The 16734-nt window shown below is 64.3% G+C and carries 21 protein-coding genes; 15 read left to right on the forward strand and 6 right to left on the reverse strand.

Features of this window, described 5'->3' with window-relative positions; translation table 11 throughout:
• Nucleotides 1-48 precede the first annotated feature (48 nt).
• Nucleotides 49-657 carry a twin-arginine translocation pathway signal protein gene (locus FG486_RS02105; RefSeq protein ID WP_181266255.1) on the forward strand — a complete coding sequence of 203 codons (609 nt, stop codon included), beginning with the start codon at nucleotides 49-51 and terminating at the stop codon, nucleotides 655-657.
• 42 nt (nucleotides 658-699) lie between these two features.
• Here FG486_RS02105 and FG486_RS02110 read toward each other — a convergent pair whose 3' ends face one another.
• A complete protein-coding gene (locus FG486_RS02110; protein WP_181266256.1) occupies nucleotides 700-1509 on the reverse strand; it encodes a PhzF family phenazine biosynthesis protein in 810 nt (269 codons plus the stop codon).
• A gap of 11 nt (nucleotides 1510-1520) precedes the next feature.
• Nucleotides 1521-2147 carry a pyridoxamine 5'-phosphate oxidase gene (pdxH, locus tag FG486_RS02115; RefSeq protein ID WP_181266257.1) on the reverse strand — a complete coding sequence of 209 codons (627 nt, stop codon included), beginning with the start codon at nucleotides 2145-2147 and terminating at the stop codon, nucleotides 1521-1523.
• Between the two features lie 85 nt (nucleotides 2148-2232).
• On the opposite strand from pdxH, the gene FG486_RS02120 reads away from it, so the two are divergent.
• From FG486_RS02120 to FG486_RS02150, 7 genes are all read left to right on the forward strand, one after another.
• Nucleotides 2233-2694, forward strand: a complete 462-nt coding sequence (locus FG486_RS02120) for an ABA4-like family protein (protein WP_181266258.1) — start codon at nucleotides 2233-2235, stop codon at nucleotides 2692-2694.
• Between the two features lie 79 nt (nucleotides 2695-2773).
• Nucleotides 2774-3712, forward strand: a complete 939-nt coding sequence (locus tag FG486_RS02125; RefSeq protein ID WP_066274487.1) for a DnaJ C-terminal domain-containing protein — start codon at nucleotides 2774-2776, stop codon at nucleotides 3710-3712.
• A gap of 15 nt (nucleotides 3713-3727) precedes the next feature.
• A complete protein-coding gene (locus FG486_RS02130) occupies nucleotides 3728-4621 on the forward strand; it encodes a YihY/virulence factor BrkB family protein (protein ID WP_181266259.1) in 894 nt (297 codons plus the stop codon).
• Between the two features lie 11 nt (nucleotides 4622-4632).
• Complete coding sequence (gene fabI / locus FG486_RS02135) at nucleotides 4633-5436, forward strand: enoyl-ACP reductase FabI (RefSeq protein ID WP_060977067.1); 804 nt, start codon at nucleotides 4633-4635, stop codon at nucleotides 5434-5436.
• A gap of 87 nt (nucleotides 5437-5523) precedes the next feature.
• Complete coding sequence (aroC, locus tag FG486_RS02140) at nucleotides 5524-6594, forward strand: chorismate synthase (RefSeq protein ID WP_181266260.1); 1071 nt, start codon at nucleotides 5524-5526, stop codon at nucleotides 6592-6594.
• Nucleotides 6595-6759: 165 nt separating this feature from the next.
• Nucleotides 6760-8109 carry a spinster family MFS transporter gene (locus FG486_RS02145; RefSeq protein WP_082750857.1) on the forward strand — a complete coding sequence of 450 codons (1350 nt, stop codon included), beginning with the start codon at nucleotides 6760-6762 and terminating at the stop codon, nucleotides 8107-8109.
• A 40-nt stretch (nucleotides 8110-8149) separates the two neighbouring features.
• Nucleotides 8150-9934, forward strand: coding sequence for an SLC13 family permease (locus tag FG486_RS02150; RefSeq protein ID WP_181266261.1), 1785 nt, complete (start codon nucleotides 8150-8152; stop codon nucleotides 9932-9934).
• Between the two features lie 7 nt (nucleotides 9935-9941).
• Here the strand turns inward: FG486_RS02150 and FG486_RS02155 are convergent, their stop codons facing one another.
• From FG486_RS02155 to FG486_RS02165, 3 genes are all read right to left on the reverse strand, one after another.
• Nucleotides 9942-10370 carry a hypothetical protein gene (locus tag FG486_RS02155; protein WP_181266262.1) on the reverse strand — a complete coding sequence of 143 codons (429 nt, stop codon included), beginning with the start codon at nucleotides 10368-10370 and terminating at the stop codon, nucleotides 9942-9944.
• 70 nt (nucleotides 10371-10440) lie between these two features.
• Nucleotides 10441-11601 (reverse strand): M14 family metallopeptidase, encoded by a 1161-nt coding sequence (locus tag FG486_RS02160; RefSeq protein ID WP_181266263.1) that lies wholly within the window; start codon nucleotides 11599-11601, stop codon nucleotides 10441-10443.
• Nucleotides 11598-12224, reverse strand: coding sequence for a DUF4136 domain-containing protein (locus FG486_RS02165; protein WP_181266264.1), 627 nt, complete (start codon nucleotides 12222-12224; stop codon nucleotides 11598-11600). Before FG486_RS02165 ends, FG486_RS02160 begins: the two co-directional genes overlap by 4 nt.
• A gap of 249 nt (nucleotides 12225-12473) precedes the next feature.
• Between FG486_RS02165 and ykgO the strand changes: the two genes are divergently transcribed.
• The 4 genes from ykgO (at nucleotide 12474) to FG486_RS02185 (ending at nucleotide 14007) form a co-directional block, all read left to right on the forward strand.
• The gene (gene ykgO / locus FG486_RS02170) at nucleotides 12474-12599 is read left to right on the forward strand and encodes a type B 50S ribosomal protein L36 (RefSeq protein WP_003046794.1); all 126 of its coding nucleotides are present in this window, start codon (nucleotides 12474-12476) and stop codon (nucleotides 12597-12599) included.
• A 103-nt stretch (nucleotides 12600-12702) separates the two neighbouring features.
• The gene (locus FG486_RS02175; protein ID WP_181266265.1) at nucleotides 12703-13326 is read left to right on the forward strand and encodes an HAD family hydrolase; all 624 of its coding nucleotides are present in this window, start codon (nucleotides 12703-12705) and stop codon (nucleotides 13324-13326) included.
• Between the two features lie 28 nt (nucleotides 13327-13354).
• The gene (locus tag FG486_RS02180) at nucleotides 13355-13612 is read left to right on the forward strand and encodes a type II toxin-antitoxin system Phd/YefM family antitoxin (protein ID WP_181266266.1); all 258 of its coding nucleotides are present in this window, start codon (nucleotides 13355-13357) and stop codon (nucleotides 13610-13612) included.
• Complete coding sequence (locus tag FG486_RS02185; protein WP_181266267.1) at nucleotides 13609-14007, forward strand: type II toxin-antitoxin system VapC family toxin; 399 nt, start codon at nucleotides 13609-13611, stop codon at nucleotides 14005-14007. Before FG486_RS02180 ends, FG486_RS02185 begins: the two co-directional genes overlap by 4 nt.
• Before the next feature lie 4 nt (nucleotides 14008-14011).
• Here FG486_RS02185 and pyk read toward each other — a convergent pair whose 3' ends face one another.
• The gene (pyk, locus tag FG486_RS02190) at nucleotides 14012-15469 is read right to left on the reverse strand and encodes a pyruvate kinase (protein ID WP_181266268.1); all 1458 of its coding nucleotides are present in this window, start codon (nucleotides 15467-15469) and stop codon (nucleotides 14012-14014) included.
• Nucleotides 15470-15582: 113 nt separating this feature from the next.
• Here pyk and FG486_RS02195 point away from each other — a divergent pair, with 113 nt between their 5' ends.
• From FG486_RS02195 to FG486_RS02205, 3 genes are all read left to right on the forward strand, one after another.
• The gene (locus FG486_RS02195) at nucleotides 15583-15906 is read left to right on the forward strand and encodes a DUF1244 domain-containing protein (protein WP_181266269.1); all 324 of its coding nucleotides are present in this window, start codon (nucleotides 15583-15585) and stop codon (nucleotides 15904-15906) included.
• 70 nt (nucleotides 15907-15976) lie between these two features.
• Nucleotides 15977-16219, forward strand: a complete 243-nt coding sequence (locus tag FG486_RS02200; RefSeq protein WP_060977056.1) for a DUF2312 domain-containing protein — start codon at nucleotides 15977-15979, stop codon at nucleotides 16217-16219.
• Nucleotides 16220-16226: 7 nt separating this feature from the next.
• Nucleotides 16227-16721, forward strand: coding sequence for an arsinothricin resistance N-acetyltransferase ArsN1 family B (locus FG486_RS02205; protein WP_181266270.1), 495 nt, complete (start codon nucleotides 16227-16229; stop codon nucleotides 16719-16721).
• The last annotated feature ends 13 nt before the right edge of the window (nucleotides 16722-16734 follow it).

A 16734-nucleotide genomic window follows, 5' to 3' on the forward strand; every position in this document is an offset into this window, starting at 1 on the left:
CGAAGCTTCTGGCAGGCTGATCTGCGCTGATTCTCCGGGGGATTGCCGATGCGCCTGTTCCGATTTGCCGCTGCCTTGCCGCTGATGCTTGCCATGCCTGTTCTGGCGCAGGACGGATCGGGCTATGCCGGCGCGCAGACATCCGCTGCCGCGCCCTTCATTCCAGCGGAATTCCAGGTTCCGACGCTGGTCGAAGGGCCCGGCTTCAATCTCGTCCCGCTGGGCCCCGATCTCGTGAAAATCGATTTCGACGCGTACATGTCGTCGATCGAGCATCTGCAGAAAACCTTCACCCGATCGACCGCCTGGCCGCATCCCGGGATCACCGATGCCGATGCGATGAAGGACATGCTCACCGAACAGGGTCGGTTCCAGCGCCGTGAATCCTTCGCCTATGCGGTGCTCACGCCCGACGGCAAGCGCGAACGCGGCTGTGTCTATGTCTATCCCAGCCCGGTGCCCGGCTATGACGCGATGGTCACGCTCTGGGTGACCAAGGCCGAACATGACGCCGGGTTCGATGCGAAACTCTATGCCTGGGTACAGCATTGGATCGCCAGGGACTGGCCGCTGCGCAGCGTCGCCTATCCCGGCCGCGCGATCGACTGGGGCAGCTGGGACGCGCTGGAGGCCGCGAGCGCGGCGAAAGAGGGATAGCGGTCTTCTCCCCTCCCGCAAGCGGGAGGGGAGATGGGAAAGTCACCGCAGCCGGAAGGTCCCCGTCACGACGGTGAAGCACTGGCCCGCCAGCACCGCGCGGTCGCCCTCGAGCGTGCAGTGGAGCAGTCCGCCGCGCTGGCTCGCCTGGAATGCGGTGAAGCTGCTGCGCCCCAGCCGCGCCGCCCAGAACGGGGTCAGCACCGCATGCGACGATCCGGTGACGCTGTCCTCGTCGATGCCTACACCCGGCACGAACACGCGGCTGAGCACATCGGTATCCTTGCCCGGCGCGGTACAGATGAACTGGTGGTTGCCCATTTCGCCGAGCGCCTTGAAGTCCGGCTGCAGCGCCAGAACGTCATCCGGGCTATCGAACAGCAGGATGTTATAGCGACCCTGATGGATATGGCATTCGCTGGGCAGGCCGCCGAGCAGGCTGGTCCAGTCGGGCAGCGCTGCCGGTTCTGGCGGCAGCGCTGGCAGCGAGAGCGACAGCATGTCGCCATCGCGGCTGACGCTCAGCACCCCGGCCTTGCGCGTCAGGAAACGCACGGTGTCACCGGCAAAGCCCTGTTCGAACACGTAATGGCCCGAGGCGAGCGTGGCATGGCCGCACATCGCCACTTCGACCGCGGGCGTGAACCAGCGCAGCTCGTAATCCGCCTCGTCGCTGTCGATCGGCACAATGAAGGCGGTCTCGGCGAAATTGTTCTCCTCGCCGATCGCCTGCAGCACAGCATCGTCGGGCCAGGCGGCCAGCGGCATGACCGCCGCCTGGTTGCCGGTGAAAGGATGGTCGGCAAAGGCGTCAATATGGCAATAGGGCACGGTGTCGGGCAGGTCGGTCATTGCGAACATCCTTATGGGTAAAGCAGGCCTTCGTCCCAGCCGCTCTCGGTTCGGGTGAAGACGCGGCGGTGGTGCAGCCGGTGGTCGCGATCCTCCCAGAACTCGATCCGCTGCGGAGTCACGCGAAACCCTGACCAATGCGGCGGGCGAGGCACGGGCTTGTCGGCGAACAGCTTCTCCACTTCGGCAAAGCGCTGCTCGAAGATCCGCCGCTCAGGCAACGGGCGCGACTGGTCCGATGCCCAGGCCCCCAGCTGCGAATCGCGCGAGCGGGTGGCGAAATAGGCATCGGCGGTGGCATCGTCGACCGGCGTCACTGGCCCCTCGATACGGATCTGGCGGCGCAGCGACTTCCAGTGGAACAGCAAGGCGGCATGCGGATTGGCGAGCAGTTCGCCGCCCTTGCGGCCCTCGTAATTGGTGTAGAATATGAACCCGTCCGGTCCATGGCCTTTCAGCAGCACCATGCGGACCGACGGACGGCCCTCCGCATCGGCGGTGGCGAGCGCCATCGCATTGCTGTCGTTGATCTCGGTCTCGCGCGCCTTGATGTATAAGTCGTCAAACAGCGCAAAGGGGTCGTCGGCCATGTCCATCCTGTCTTGTCGGTCACGGGCTCGCTTGACTGCCTTAGCCATATAAGACACTGGTGAGTCCGTCGGCGCGGTTTATGGCGCATGGGCTGCGCGTTGAACAGGATTTTGCTGAAGGGAGCGCGCACCGATGTGGGAGCAGATTTTCGGGATCGCCAATCTCGTCGCCATGATCGCCTGGGCGGTGCTGATCCTCGCTCCGCGCCGCGATATCGTCATGCACTCGCTGTTCTTCGGCCCCATATTCCTGCTCGCGCTGGGCTATGCGACCGGCCTCACCCTCGTGCTCACCGGCATCGTGCCGACCGATGGCGGTGCGGATTTCTCGACGATCGAGGGCGTGCGCAGCATCTTTGCCAGCGATGCCGGGGTGACCATAGGCTGGGTGCATTACCTCACCTTCGACCTGTTCGTCGGCCTGTGGATCGCGCGGAACGCCGATGCGCATGGGCTCGCCACGCTGAAAGGGCGGCTGATCCAGGCGCCGATCCTGTTCTTCACCTTTGCCGCAGGACCGTTCGGCCTGGCGCTTTACATCGTGCTGCGGATGATTTTATGGCGCGCCCCCTCCGACCGCCGCATCCCGGGTTGAAAAATGCCCTGCCCCTACCCCAGATATTGTTGTAAATCGGCAACAATGGATAACCTGACCAACAATGGCGACCACATTCATGGCTGATCCCTATGCAATTCTCGGCGTGTCCAAGGGCGCGAGCGAGAAGGACATCAAGAGCGCGTACCGCAAGCTCGCCAAGGAGCTGCACCCGGATTACAACAAGGACAATCCGGCCGCAGCCGCGCGCTTTTCCGAAGTCACGCGCGCCTATGACCTGCTCTCCGACAAGGACAAGCGCGCGCGTTTCGACCGCGGCGAGATCGATATCGACGGCAACCCCGCCGCGCCCTTCGGTTTCGGCGGCGGCGGCTTTCGCCAGCAGAGCCGGTCGAGCGACAATGCGGGCTTTTCCGGCTTCGGCAATGACGGCATCGACTTTGCCGATATCTTCGACGGCCTGTTCGGCGGTTTTGGCGGCGGAGCTCGGGGTAGCAGTTCAGGCCCCTATAGCGGCGCGCGCCAGAATGCGCCCAAGGGTGCCAATGTCGCGTACAAGATGGCGGTCGACTTTACCGATGCTGCAACCTTGAAGCCGCAGCGGATCACGCTGGCCGATGGCAAGACGATCGACCTCAAGCTGCCCAATGGCGTCGAGACCGGCACCAACATGCGCCTCTCGGGCAAGGGGCAGCCCGGCCCCGGCGGCCCCGGCGACGGCATCGTGACGATCGAGGTGCGCCCGCACCGCTTTTTCCGCCGCGATGGCGACAATGTCCGGCTCGACCTGCCGATCACGCTGAAAGAGGCGGTCGCGGGCGGCGAGGTGCGCGTGCCCACCGTCGATGGCGCGGTGATGATGAAGATCAAGCCGGGCAGCCAGTCGGGCCAGCAGATGCGCCTCAAGGGCAAGGGCTTTCACGGCAAGAACGGCGTGCGTGGCGACCAGATCATCGAGCTGCAGATCCGGCTGCCCGAAGGCGGCGATGCTGCGCTCACCCAGTTCGTCGAAGGCTGGAGCGTGAATTACGATCCGCGGGCCGGGCTGACCGGCTGAGCGCGGCGCGACGGCATGGCCCTGACTGACCTGTTGCAGCCCGACAAGCGCCAGCAATTTCTGGTGACATCGCGAGCCATCATCGCCGAGGTCGCCGGCAATGTCATGACGCATGGCGGGGTTGTCGCGGGCAATTTCGCCTATCTTGCGCTGCTCAGCATCTTTCCCTTCTTCATCGTCGCGGCCGCCTTGGGCGGCGTGTTCGGCCGCAGCGAATATGGCGCGGAAGCGGTGCAGGGCTTTCTCGCTGCGGTGCCGCCCAGCGTCGCCTCGGTGCTCGCCGCGCCGATGGAAGCCGCCATGTACGCCCGGACCGGCGCGCTGCTCTGGCTCGCCGTATTGGTCGGGCTGTGGACCACCGCGAGCCTGATCGAGTCGATCCGCGCCGTCATCCGCCGCGCCTATGGGACGGAGAGCAACAAGCCGTTCTGGAAATTGCGATTGGGATCGATGGCGCTGATCATCCTTGCGGTGATCGCGACCATGCTGGCGCTGAGCGTGCAGGTGGTGCTCGCGGGCGCCGCAGAAGTGATCGCCAACAGTCTGTATTTCCCTGGAGAACCGCTCGCGCTGGTGGTGCTCAGCCAGTTGTTCACCTTCGCGGTGCTGCTGCTGATGCTCTACCTGGTCTATGGCATGCTCACCCCGCTGCGCTATCGCGAGGCAGGCCATCCGATCTGGCCCGGCCCGATGTTTATTGCGGTCTGGTGGATGCTGTGCCTCGCGCTCCTGCCCCGGTTCCTCGGCACATTTGCCGATTATGACCTGACCTATGGCAGCCTGGCCGGGGTGATGGTCAGCCTCATTTTCTTCTTTCTCATCGGCCTTGCTATGGTAATCGGGGCCGAATTGAACGCCGCCATCGCGCGGGCGCGCGGCGGCCTGCCGCAGAAAACGGACAAGAACTGAAGGATCACGACATGGACGGACTGATGAAGGGCAAACGCGGCCTCATCATGGGGCTTGCCAACAACAAGTCGCTCGCCTGGGGCATTGCCCAGAAGCTGGCCGAGCATGGCGCCGAGCTGGCGTTCAGCTATCAGGGCGAGGCCTTGGGCAAGCGCGTCATTCCGCTGGCGGCAGAGCTGGGCAGCGATTTCACCTTCGACTGCGACGTGTCGGACATGGATGCGCTTGATCGGGCTTTCGAGACCTTGGCGGCGCGCTGGCCGACGATCGATTTCGTCGTCCACGCGATCGGCTTTTCGGACAAGAACGAACTGCGCGGCCTGTATGTCGACACCAGCCTCGACAACTTCCTGATGACCATGAACATCTCCGCCTATTCGCTTGTCGCCGTTGCCAAAAGGGCGCGCGCGATGATGCCCAATGGCGGCTCGATCGTGACGCTGAGCTATTACGGCGCGGAGAAGGTGATCCCGCATTACAATGTCATGGGCGTCGCCAAGGCGGCGCTGGAGACCAGCGTCAAATATCTCGCCAATGACCTCGGCCGCGAGAATATCCGAGTCAACGCGATCAGCGCCGGCCCGATCAAGACGCTGGCCGCTAGCGGCATCGGCGACTTCCGCTACATCCTCAAATGGAACGAATATAACGCGCCGCTGCGCCGCAACGTCACCATCGATGATGTGGGCGGCGCGGGACTGTATCTGTGCTCCGACCTCTCCTCGGGCGTGACCGGCGAAACGCATCATGTCGATTCGGGCTATCATGTCGTCGGCATGAAGCAGGAAGACGCACCGGACATCGCGCTGGACTAGATTACCTAACTTGGCTCTCCGTCTGGACAGCGCACGCGCAATGCCGCAAAGCGCGCGCAAATCCTTTCTGCCTGACGGGACAGCCGCATGAGCTTCAACACCTTTGGCCGCGTATTCCGCTTCACCACCTGGGGCGAAAGCCATGGTCCTGCCCTTGGCGCGGTGGTCGACGGGTGCCCTCCGGGGCTGAGCCTGAGCGAAAGCTGCATCCAGCCGTTTCTCGACGCGCGCCGCCCCGGCACCTCGCGCTTTACCACGCAGCGGCAGGAGCCCGATGCGGTGCGCATCCTTTCGGGTGTGTTCGAAGGGCGCACCACCGGCACGCCGATTTCGCTAATGATCGAGAATGTCGACCAGCGCTCCAAGGACTATGGCGAGGTCGCCAAGGCCTATCGCCCGGGCCATGCCGATTATGCCTATGATGCCAAATACGGCTTTCGCGACTATCGCGGCGGTGGCCGGTCGAGCGCGCGCGAAACCGCGGCACGGGTCGCGGCAGGCGCCGTGGCGCGGCTGGTCATTCCCGAGGTGGTACTGACCGCCTATGTCTGCGAACTGGGCGGCGATGCGATCGATCCAGCCCGCTTCGACGCGGCGGAAATCGCGCGCAACCCGTTCTTCTGCCCTGATCCCGAAGCGGCGAAGCGCTGGGAGGCGAAGGTCGATGCCGCGCGCAAGTCGGGCAGCTCCCTTGGTGCTGTCGTCGAATGCGTCGCCACCGGCGTCCCCGCCGGCTGGGGCGCGCCGCTTTACGCCAAGCTCGACAGCGAACTCGCCGCCGCCTGCATGTCGATCAATGCGGTCAAGGGCGTCGAGATCGGCGACGGCTTTGCCGCCGCACGGCTCAGCGGCGAGACCAATGCCGACCCCATGCGCCCCGGTACGGATGGTAGTCCCGAATTCCTCGCCAACCATGCCGGCGGCATCGCGGGCGGCATTTCGACCGGCCAGCCGGTGGTGGTGCGCGTCGCGTTCAAGCCGACCAGCTCGATCCTCACGCCGGTCGAGACGATCACCCGTGAGGGTGAGGCGAGCAAGATTGTCACCAAGGGCCGACACGACCCGTGCGTCGGCATCCGCGGCACCCCGGTGGTCGAGGCGATGATGGCACTCGTCCTGGCCGACCAGAAGCTGCTCCATCGCGCGCAATGCGGTTGAACGCGCTTTTCCCTTACCGCTGAACCACCTGTGCCGTAGCGGCAGTTGACGTTCACGTCACATTTTGTCGCAGGGTGATTGCCTCGCGGCAGCAAATGGCTAGCATGGCTTTCATAAGCGACCGCTGACCCGCGAGGGCAAGAATGCGGCGCGACAGGAGAGTGCATGACCGTCACCCGCAACCCGGCAGCCGATGCCGGTGTGCCGCCGACCATGGCCGCAGACACGCCACCTGCCCCTTCGTCGCTCCAGGGCGCATCCAGCCCGCGCGTGATGCTGTGGACGCTGATGATCATCTATATCTTCAACTTTCTCGACCGGCAGATCGTCTCGATCCTGGCGGAACCGATCAAGCGCGATTTCCAGCTTTCCGATACCCAGCTCGGCCTGATGACGGGCCTCGCCTTTGCGCTATTCTACACGCTGCTGGGCATCCCGATCGCGCGCTATGCCGATCGCAGCACCACCAACCGTGTCTCGCTGATCGCCTGGTCGGTGGCGATCTGGTCGGCGATGACCATGGCCTGCGGCGCGGCGCGGACCTTCCCGCAGCTGCTGCTCGCCCGCGTCGGTGTCGGCGTCGGCGAAGCGGGTTGCACCCCGGCGGCGCATTCGCTGATCACCGATAGCGTTCCGGCCGACAAGCGCTCCTCGGCCATCGCCTTTTATGGCCTGGGCATTCCGATCGGATCGCTGCTCGGCATGGTCATCGGTGGCGGCCTTGCCGATGCCTATGGCTGGCGCACCGCTTTCTATGTGGTCGGCATGCCCGGCGTGCTGCTCGCGCTGCTGGTGCCGTTTTTGATGAAGGAGCCGCGCCGCGCCGGTATGCTCAAGGGGGCGGCAATGCCCGCCGCCAAAGTTCAGGTGCCGGTCCGCGAGGCGCTGAAGGAACTGGTGACATCGCGCTGCTTCGTCTTCCTGTGCATCGCCGGCGGGCTGATCGCCTTCCTGTCTTATGGCAAGGGCGTGTGGGTGGCAGTGCTGTTCATACGCAATTTCGGGCTCAGCCCGGGCGAGACGGGGCTGTATCTCGGCGTGACGCTGGGGATATCGAGCATGATCGGCACTTGGGGCGGAGGCAAGCTGGCCGATCATTTCGGCAAGCGTGACCGCAAGCATCTGCTCACCGGTCCGGCGCTCGCCATCGCGCTCGCAGCCCCCATCCTGTTTCTCGCCTATTCGGCGACCGACTGGAAGGTCGCGCTGGCGCTGCTGGTGCTGCCGACCGCGATGAACATCATGTATTATGGGCCCGTCTATGCCTGTGTTCAGGGTCTAGTGCGGCCCGAAGTGCGCGCGGTCGCGGCGTCGGTGATGCTGTTTTCGCAGAACCTGATCGGCCTGGGATTGGGCCCGCTATTCTTCGGAATGATGTCCGATGCCTTCCAGCCTTATGCCGGCGAAGACAGCGTGCGCTGGGTGCTCTACGGCGCGGCCTGGCTGGGCCTTATCCCCGCCTTCCTGTTCTGGCGCGCGAGTTTGCGGCTGACAGCGGAACTCAAGAGCGGCTAGAGCATAGTCCCACTTCAAGCGACACGGGGGGCAGACAGCCTTGGACGACATCAGGCTGTTTATCGAGACTTGGCAGGCACCGATCGGCCTGGCCATTCTGGGCCTGATGTTCGTCGGGTTCATCCTGGAACGCTTTCCGGCGGCGGTGGTCGCGATCCTGGGGGCCTGCGCCTTCCTGTTCCTCGGCATCATCGATTCCAAGCAGCTGTTTTCGGTCTTCTCGAACAGCGCGCCGATCACCATCGGGGCGATGTTCATCCTCTCGGGCGCGCTGCTGCGAACCGGCACCATCGATGCGATCGCCGGCGCGATCATCAATCGCGCCTCGCGGCACCCGCGGCTGGCGGTCGCGGAGATGTTCCTGGGCGTCTATGTGGCCTCTGCCTTCATGAACAACACGCCGGTGGTGGTGGTGATGATCCCGATCATCCTGCGGCTGGCCCAGGCGACCGGTTATTCGGCCAAGAAGCTGCTCATCCCGCTCAGCTTCATCTGTATCCTCGGCGGCACCACCACACTGATCGGCACTTCGACCAACCTGATCGTCGATTCGGTCGCCAGGGCCAACGGCCAGCCCGCTTTCGGGATTTTCGAGATCACGCCTTATGGCCTGATCGCGGGCGTTGCCGGCATGATCATGCTGGCCGCATTCAGCAGCTGGCTGCTGCCCAAGGACGAGGCCGCGCCAGCGGGCAGTACCGGCAGCGACGAGGTGTTCGTTACCGAGCTCACGATCCGCAACGCCTCGACGTTGCGCGGCAAGACCCTGGGCGAGACGCCGATCGCCAAGCGCGCCAAGATCCAGGTCACCGCGATCAAGCGCGACGGGCGCTATATCCGTCACAATCTGGCAAGCGAGATTCTGCAGCCTGACGACGTGGTCGTGATCCGCACCGACCTTCCCGAGCTGATGTCGCTGCGCAAGAGCCAGGACTTCAAGGTCGGCATCGTGCGCAAGGGCGATGTCGGTCCGATGGGCGAGGTGGTGGTCGAGGCGATGGTCGCACCCAGCCATCCGAGCATCGGCAACCGGCTCTACGACATTCCCTTCCTGTCGCTGCTCAATGTCCGCATCCTAGGCCTCACGCGCTATCGCAACCTCCCGCGATCGGACCTGCCCAATGCCAAGATCCACGCGGCCGACAAGCTGGTGGTCACCGGATCCAAGGCCGACATCGCGCGGATGTACGAAAACCCCAACCTGTTCGGCATCACCAATACCAGCGCGCGCGCTTTTCGCCGCGACAAGGCCCCGCTCGCCATCGGCGCGCTGGCAGCAGTGGTGATCCTGTCGGCGCTCAACGTGCTGGCGATCGAGGTCGCCGCGATCCTCGCGGTCGGCTTCATCCTGATCGCGCGCTGCATCGATGCCGAAGAGGCGTGGAGCTCGATCGATGGCAATGTGCTGGTGCTGATCTTCGGCATGCTCGCCGTCGGGCTGGCGCTGGAAGAGGCAGGCAGCGTCAAGATGGTGGTGAACGCGCTCGCGCCCTTCCTCGTCGAGGCGCCGGTCTGGGCCGTGGTGTTTGCGGTCTATGTGGTTTCGGTGTTGCTGACCGAGATCATCACCAACAATGCGGTGGCGATCCTGGTGACGCCGATCGTGATCAAGCTGGGCACCGATCTCGGCATCGACCCGCGCCCGCTGGTCATCGCTGTCATGTTCGCCGCGTCCGCCAGCTTTGCAACGCCCATCGGCTATCAGACCAACACCCTGGTCTATGCGGCAGGCAATTACCGCTTCACCGACTTCTTCAAGGCGGGCATTCCGCTGACGATCGGCGTTGGCCTGGCCACCTGTTTCGCGATTATAGCGCTCAGCTGAGCTGCGCTTATCTGCGCTTCGGCTGCTTGATCAGCTTGACGGGCGTGAACTGGCCGAGGCCGCAACTGGCTCCGCGCTGGAGGCCGCCGCCGACATTCTGCAACACGGTGATGATATCGACATTGCACAGCTGGGTTAGCGAGGTCGAATAGGTAAAGGACCGGTCGAAGCCCAGATTTCCGCACTGCTGCGGCAGTTCGTTGCGATAGACCTTGCCGCCCGCCATCATGAAATCGATCGTCTGGTTGTCGCGCACCTGGCTGCCGCGAATCTGCGCAATATTGATGCAACTCACCGGCTGGCCGACCACCTCGGCCGGCGGTACGCGCGATGGCTTGGCGGGCGCATCATCGGCAAGGGCGAGCGACTGGAACGCGAACAGCGCAGCGCCGGTGGCAATGAGACCGGCGGCGATCAGGCTGCGGGGAGCGGGCATGGCGAATCCTTTCCGTGGCGCCACGGAACATGCACCGGTTACCCTTGCATCGCGATGAACGGCGCAGCGATCAGCCCGCAATCATCTCCGCCAGCACTGCCAGGCAGTCATGCGCCAGCAGCTTGGAGCGTTCGGGGCTCCAGGCCTGATCGGGGCATGGCAGGTCGTCATTGTCCTTGAACGGCATCTCCAGCGTCATCGACACGCAGCCATGCGAAGGACCAAACCGCTCGGCCAGCTGGTTGGTCGACATAGAGAGGTTCGCGCGGCCAGCGCCCGCCTTGGGATAGCCCTTGGCAGTCTGGAAATCGGGCGTGCGCGCGGCCAGCAGATCACGATAACGATTATATCGCGCGCCCTGCTCGTCGCTCCAGGACGGGATGCCCTCGAACCCGGCAATGAACACGTGCGGGATTGCCTCGTCGCCATGCACGTCCATCGCCCAGTGCACGCCGGTCGCGTCCATGGCATTGCGCACGCACAGCACTTCGGGGCTGCGCTCGGGGCTCGGCTCGTGCCATTCGCGGTTGAGGTTGACGCCCGCCGCATTGGTGCGCAGATGGCCGCGCAGCGACCCGTCTGGGTTCATGTTCGGCACGACATGCAGCGTGCATTTCTGGCGCAGCAGCCGCGCATGCGGGTCGGCGGGATCGGTCAGCTTTTCCAGCGCGCCTTCCATCCACCATTCGGCCATGGATTCGCCAGGATGCTGGCGCGCATAGAGCCAGACCTGCACCGGCCCCTCGCCCATGTCGAGGCAATCGATCGGCTGGCCGTCGAGGCTGAGGCCCAGCTCGCGATGCTGCACGCCGGGGCGGCTCGCCATTTCGGCGACCAGATCGTGGTGCCGTTCCATCGAATAGGGCGCGAAATAGGCGAACCAGGCAACGCCCGTTCCCATCTGGTGGCGGATCGTGAGCGCGCCGACGGCCGCGTCATAGCTGGTCTCCGCCCGGCCCCAATAGTCGCGGTCCTCGCTGACACAGGCGCGGTAGCCGGGCCAGCCATCAGGATAGGCCGATTCTCTGAGCCCCGTGATGACGAGTTCCAGATCGGTCCCCGGCTGCGCCGCAACGCGGAAGTGAAACCATTGAAAGAAATCCGAATCCTTGTCCTTGCGAATCGCAAGTTCGGCGCGCCAGCTGCCATCGGGCAGCTGCGTCAGACCATGGTTGACGATGTTTCCGGAATCGAAAGCGGCGGTGATGCTGGGGATGAGTGCCTGAGTCATGGCACGCTGATAGTCGCTCCGGACTCACCGGGAAAGCCGGTAAACAACCCCTGGGCCAGTTTCGACGCATTGAGCTGCGTCTCGGCCATCGGCGAGCCTTCGCGCGCTTCGACGCTGGCGCGGCCTTCCCACAGGATCGTGCCGTCGCCCGCGCGGATATTGACGAACATCTCGGTCACCACCTCGCCTTTCGGGCGCCCGCCCAGGTTGATGCCTATGCCGACTCCGACACCCGAGCCGAAGCCGCCGGTGCCGCCGCCCACGCCCACCGTGACCGGACCGCGGTCATCGCCGACGGGGGAGAGCACGGCACGCTCGACCCGCACGGTTGCGGTCTGGATGTCGGCACCATCGCGCGCGCCAACCGCCAACACCTGATAGCCGATCCGCTCGAGTTCGCGCTCCACGGCGGCGGCATAGCTGCGATATTCGAGCGCATTGCTGTCCACCCCCTCGCCAGCGACCACACGAATCGGGCCGCGTCCAAGTTCGCTGGCGCGATCGGGCGAAACGAAGCGGACGGCCTCGACCGGCCCGGCTGGCGAAACGCAGCCGCCCAACCCTGCGGCCATGGCGAATGCAACGCACAGCACCGCCATGTTAGATCTGCGAAGAAAAGCCATGATATTTGCGCCCTTTCCCGGTCCCGGCCTTGCGAGCCTGCCCGAGGCATGCCTAACCCGTTTCGCCATGAATGGCCAATGAAGCGGCCAAAAAATTGCCATGGGCCGCCGCGCCGATGCTTGACTCTGTGCGCCCCTCCACGTATCCGCGCCGCTTTCCGGCATGGATGTTCCGGCCCGGCTATTGCGCAGCTGCGCTTGGCCACGGACGCCATGACCCCAATCCGATTTCAATCAAGGGCCCACGTCATGAAGATTCGCAATTCGCTGAAGTCGCTCAAGGATCGTCATCGCGACAACCGCGTGATCCGTCGTCGCGGCCGCACCTATGTGATCAACAAGACCAACCGTCGCTTCAAGGCCCGCCAGGGCTGATCGGCCCGACGCGCCGTCATCTGGCGCGCCGGACAAGGTTTGGAATGGAGTAAGGGCTCCGGCATGGTCCGGGGCCTTTTGCTTGCGTGCCTGAGGGGGCGATATGCAGCCGGTTGATGCCATTATCTTCGATGTCGGCAATGTCCTCTATCAATGGGATATCCGCACGCTTTACGCAAAGCTGATCGACGATCCGGCTGCGCTCGACCATTTTCTTGCCAATGTCCTGACCATCGATTGGCATTCGCAGCACGATGCGGGCCGATTGCTCGACGAGATGGTCGCCGAACTGGTTGCCGAGCACCCCGACCATGCCGAGCTTATCGGCCATTATGTCCCGCGCTGGCTGGAAACGATCCCGGGACCGGTGCCGGGCATGCTGGACCTTGCAGAAAAGCTCGCGCTGCTCGGCTATCCGATTTACGGCATCACCAACTTCGGCGTCGAGTTCTGGGACATGTTCCGCCCCACCGCGCCGGTATTCGACCTGTTTCGCGACATTGTCGTGTCGGGGGCGGAGAAGCTGGTAAAGCCCGATCCCGCGATCTACCGCCTCGCCATCGACCGCTTTGACATCGATCCATCGCGCGCGCTGTTCATCGACGACCGCGCGGACAATATCGAAAGCGCCGTTTCGTGCGGCCTGCAGGGCCATGTCTTTCGCGACCATGCCACGCTCGAGGCAGAACTGATTGCGCGCGGCGTGCTGGAGAATGTGACTACTTAAGGGTCACGGATTATGGTATTGGCGGTCTATGGAATTGTCGATCCGCGAAGCCAAGGCCCGATTTTCCGAAGCCATTGCCGCTGCCATGCGAGGCGAGCGGGTCGTCATTACGCGCCATGGCCGCGCGGTAGTCGAGCTGACATCTGCAATGGCCAAGCGGCCACTGAACTTTGCTGCGGCTGACGCTTATCTGGCCGAAATAGGCTGGGACTCCAGCGCGATCAGACTTCCCGAGAATTTCGACGATCCTACGTTCAGTCGCGACGTCCTGGGTCTTGAAGATTGAGGCTGCTGCTCGACACGCATATCGCCTATTGGCTTGCAGTCGAGCGCCCTGCCCTGACCGGCCACGAACTTACAGCGCTGACGGCGGTCGAAAACGAGATTCTTGTTTCCGCAGTGGCCATCTGGGAATTGCGGCTGAAGTGGAACAGCTTTCATGTGTCCGGCGCGCGCAAGGGGCCAGGCGATCCGACGCCAGTGCTTGGCGCGCTGAATCGGATGGGTCTCGAAGCCATGTCGCTCGACGCCCAGACCGCAGCCACGCCGCTGCTCGTGCCGATCACGCACAAGGACCCGTTTGACGAGCTGCTGCTGGTCCAGGCGCAGCAGAGCGGCGCGCGGCTGCTGACGCGCGACCGCACCCTGCTCGGCCATCCGCTGGCCTATCAGCCGCAATAGACGCTCAGCCCTTGTAGCCCTTTAGCTCCTCGCCGGTCAGCGTGACGATGTGCAGCACGTTGGTCGATCCCGGCGTGCCGAACGGAACGCCTGCCAGCGCAATGATCCGGCCACCCGCTTCACCAAAATGATGGCGCAGCGCCATGCGCTTGCCCTTGCCGATCATCTCCTCGAAACTGCCGATATCGCGCGTCACCACCGGATAGGCACCCCAGAGCAGGCCCACGCGCCGCGCGGTCTCGCGCGAGGGAGTCAGCACCATCACCGGCACCGAGGGACGCTCACGCGCCACGCGCCGTGCGGTCGATCCGGACAGGGTGAAGCACACGATCGCGCTCACCCGCACCGTATTGGCAATCTCGCTGCACGCGGCTGAGAGCGCATCCGCCGTGGTCGCATCGGGCAAGGTCTCGATGAAGTGCACGCGCGCGGCATAACCGGGGTCGCTTTCGACCTGGGTCGCGATCCGGTCCATCATGCCGACCGCGAGCTCTGGCCATTCGCCCGCTGCGGTCTCCGCCGACAGCATCACCGCATCGGCGCCGTCATAGACCGCATTGGCGACGTCCGACACCTCGGCGCGGGTCGGCGACGGGCTGGTGATCATCGATTCGAGCATCTGCGTCGCGACGACCACCGGCTTGCCCGATCGGCGCGCGGTCTCGACGATGCGCTTCTGCATCACCGGCACCTCTTCGGGGGCCATTTCGACGCCCAGATCGCCGCGTGCGACCATCACCGCATCGGACAGTTCGATGATCGCTTCGAGCGAGGCCAGCGCAGCAGGTTTCTCGATCTTCGCGATCAGCGCCGCGCGTCCGCCGATCAGGCTGCGCGCCTCGGCCACGTCATCGGGCCGCTGCACGAAGCTGAGCGCGATCCAGTCCGCGCCCATGTCGAGCGCAAAGGCGAGGTCGCGCCGGTCCTTATCGGTCAGCGCGGCCATCGGCACCAGGCTGTCGGGAACGTTCAGGCCCTTGCGATCAGAAATGAAGCCGCCGACCTCGACCGAGCAGAGGATTTCTGTCTCGCCGGGGCGCAGCACGCGCAGCACCATCTTGCCATCGTCGATCAGCAACCGCTGGCCCTTGTCGAGTGCGGCAAAAATCTCCTTGTGCGGCAGATAGGCGCGCTGGTCGTCGCCGGGCTCAGGGTTCGAATCGAGCGTGAAATGCTGGCCGTGCTTGAGAAAGGCCTTGCCGCCCTCGAACGTGCCGACGCGCAGCTTGGGGCCCTGCAGATCGCACAGGATCGTGATCGGACGCTGCAGCTTCGTCTCGATCTGGCGGATCGCATTGATCGTCGCGGCATGCGTCGCATGCTCGCCATGGCTCATGTTGACGCGAAAGGCATCGGCCCCGGCGCGGAACAGCTTTTCGATCATTTCGGGGCTGTTGCTGGCAGGGCCCAGCGTCGCCAGAATCTTGACCTTGCGGCTGCGCTTGGCGATAGTCTTGCTCATAATCTTCCCTTGAACTGGTCGAAGCCGCGAACGTTTGCACGTCTTCGCGGCGCACTCGGCTCCTGCTTAGGGCAGAGCGCCGCCAATCGCAAAACCGAACTGGAAAAAATGCCATGACCGATGCCGTCCCCACCCCGCCTGTGGAAGTCGATATCCCCGATGACGTTGCTGCCGCTGCGTTCCGGCGCCTTGTTGCGCATCTGCGCCATCGCCACGATGCGGCGAATATCGACCTGATGGGGCTCGCCGGTTTCTGCCGCAACTGCCTGGCCGACTGGGTGATGGAAGCCGGCGGTGCGCCCGACCGCGATGCCGCGCGTGCGCTGATCTACGGCATGGACTTTGCCACCTGGAAATCGCGCTATCAGGGCGAGGCAACCGAGGAGCAACTCGCCCGGATGAAGGAAAGCGTGGCGAAGAACGCGCCCTCCCATTAAGGGGGCGCTCCGATTGATTCCGCGCCGGGATTCGCCCGGTGCTCCCAACCCTTGCTGAAAGACCTTTGCGATGAGCGAAACCATCTCCGCCGACGACCAGCTGCGCCTTTTCATCGAACGCATCGAGCGCCTTGAGGAAGAGCGCAAGGGCGTCGCAGACGACATCCGCGATACCTATAACGAGGCCAAGTCGCAGGGCTATGACGCCAAGATCATGCGCCAGATCGTCCGCCTGCGGAAGATGGAGCCGCACGATCGCCAGGAAATGGAAGCGATCCTGGACACCTACAAGGCCGCCCTGGGCCTCGGCTGATCGCGCGATGGCGGCGTTCGAGATCCGCGACGGTCACCCCGACGACGGAGCCGCGCTCGCCGCCATCTACGCACCTTATGTTGAAAACAGCTGGGTGAGCTTCGAGACTGAAGCGCCCGATGCCACCGAAATGGCGCGGCGGATTGCCGATTACGGCCAGTCGCACGCCTGGCTGGTGGCCGAACGGGGCGACGCCATTCTGGGCTATGCCTATGCCAGCCCGCACCGCACCCGCGCCGCTTATGCGACCTCGGCCGATATCGCGATCTACATCGCCGATCATGCCCGGGGGCAAGGCGTGGGCCGCGCGCTCTATACCGCATTGTTCGATCGGCTGCGCGCGCGATCGATCCACGCCGTGTTCGCCGGAATCGCCCTGCCCAACCCGGCCAGCATCGCACTGCACGAGGCGATGGGCATGGTCCCCGTCGGCACCTATCGCGAGGTCGGGTGGAAGCTGGGCGGCTGGCGCGATGTTGGCTGGTGGCAGCGGTTGCTTTGATCGCCCCCGCTGG

This window comes from Blastomonas ursincola, from assembly GCF_013607875.1.
In the GTDB taxonomy this organism is placed as follows: domain Bacteria; phylum Pseudomonadota; class Alphaproteobacteria; order Sphingomonadales; family Sphingomonadaceae; genus Blastomonas; species Blastomonas ursincola.

What these genes read in the sequence shown, in the direction of transcription:
- FG486_RS02105 (WP_181266255.1), top strand. Translation starts at nt 49, where the DNA reads ATGCGCCTGTTCCGATTTGCCGCTGCCTTGCCGCTGATGCTTGCCATG.
- FG486_RS02110 (WP_181266256.1), bottom strand. Translation starts at nt 1,509, where the DNA reads ATGACCGACCTGCCCGACACCGTGCCCTATTGCCATATTGACGCCTTT.
- pdxH (WP_181266257.1), bottom strand. Translation starts at nt 2,147, where the DNA reads ATGGCTAAGGCAGTCAAGCGAGCCCGTGACCGACAAGACAGGATGGAC.
- FG486_RS02120 (WP_181266258.1), top strand. Translation starts at nt 2,233, where the DNA reads ATGTGGGAGCAGATTTTCGGGATCGCCAATCTCGTCGCCATGATCGCC.
- FG486_RS02125 (WP_066274487.1), top strand. Translation starts at nt 2,774, where the DNA reads ATGGCTGATCCCTATGCAATTCTCGGCGTGTCCAAGGGCGCGAGCGAG.
- FG486_RS02130 (WP_181266259.1), top strand. Translation starts at nt 3,728, where the DNA reads ATGGCCCTGACTGACCTGTTGCAGCCCGACAAGCGCCAGCAATTTCTG.
- fabI (WP_060977067.1), top strand. Translation starts at nt 4,633, where the DNA reads ATGGACGGACTGATGAAGGGCAAACGCGGCCTCATCATGGGGCTTGCC.
- aroC (WP_181266260.1), top strand. Translation starts at nt 5,524, where the DNA reads ATGAGCTTCAACACCTTTGGCCGCGTATTCCGCTTCACCACCTGGGGC.
- FG486_RS02145 (WP_082750857.1), top strand. Translation starts at nt 6,760, where the DNA reads ATGACCGTCACCCGCAACCCGGCAGCCGATGCCGGTGTGCCGCCGACC.
- FG486_RS02155 (WP_181266262.1), bottom strand. Translation starts at nt 10,370, where the DNA reads ATGCCCGCTCCCCGCAGCCTGATCGCCGCCGGTCTCATTGCCACCGGC.
- FG486_RS02160 (WP_181266263.1), bottom strand. Translation starts at nt 11,601, where the DNA reads ATGACTCAGGCACTCATCCCCAGCATCACCGCCGCTTTCGATTCCGGA.
- FG486_RS02165 (WP_181266264.1), bottom strand. Translation starts at nt 12,224, where the DNA reads ATGGCTTTTCTTCGCAGATCTAACATGGCGGTGCTGTGCGTTGCATTC.
- ykgO (WP_003046794.1), top strand. Translation starts at nt 12,474, where the DNA reads ATGAAGATTCGCAATTCGCTGAAGTCGCTCAAGGATCGTCATCGCGAC.
- FG486_RS02175 (WP_181266265.1), top strand. Translation starts at nt 12,703, where the DNA reads ATGCAGCCGGTTGATGCCATTATCTTCGATGTCGGCAATGTCCTCTAT.
- FG486_RS02180 (WP_181266266.1), top strand. Translation starts at nt 13,355, where the DNA reads ATGGAATTGTCGATCCGCGAAGCCAAGGCCCGATTTTCCGAAGCCATT.
- pyk (WP_181266268.1), bottom strand. Translation starts at nt 15,469, where the DNA reads ATGAGCAAGACTATCGCCAAGCGCAGCCGCAAGGTCAAGATTCTGGCG.
- FG486_RS02195 (WP_181266269.1), top strand. Translation starts at nt 15,583, where the DNA reads ATGACCGATGCCGTCCCCACCCCGCCTGTGGAAGTCGATATCCCCGAT.
- FG486_RS02200 (WP_060977056.1), top strand. Translation starts at nt 15,977, where the DNA reads ATGAGCGAAACCATCTCCGCCGACGACCAGCTGCGCCTTTTCATCGAA.
- FG486_RS02205 (WP_181266270.1), top strand. Translation starts at nt 16,227, where the DNA reads ATGGCGGCGTTCGAGATCCGCGACGGTCACCCCGACGACGGAGCCGCG.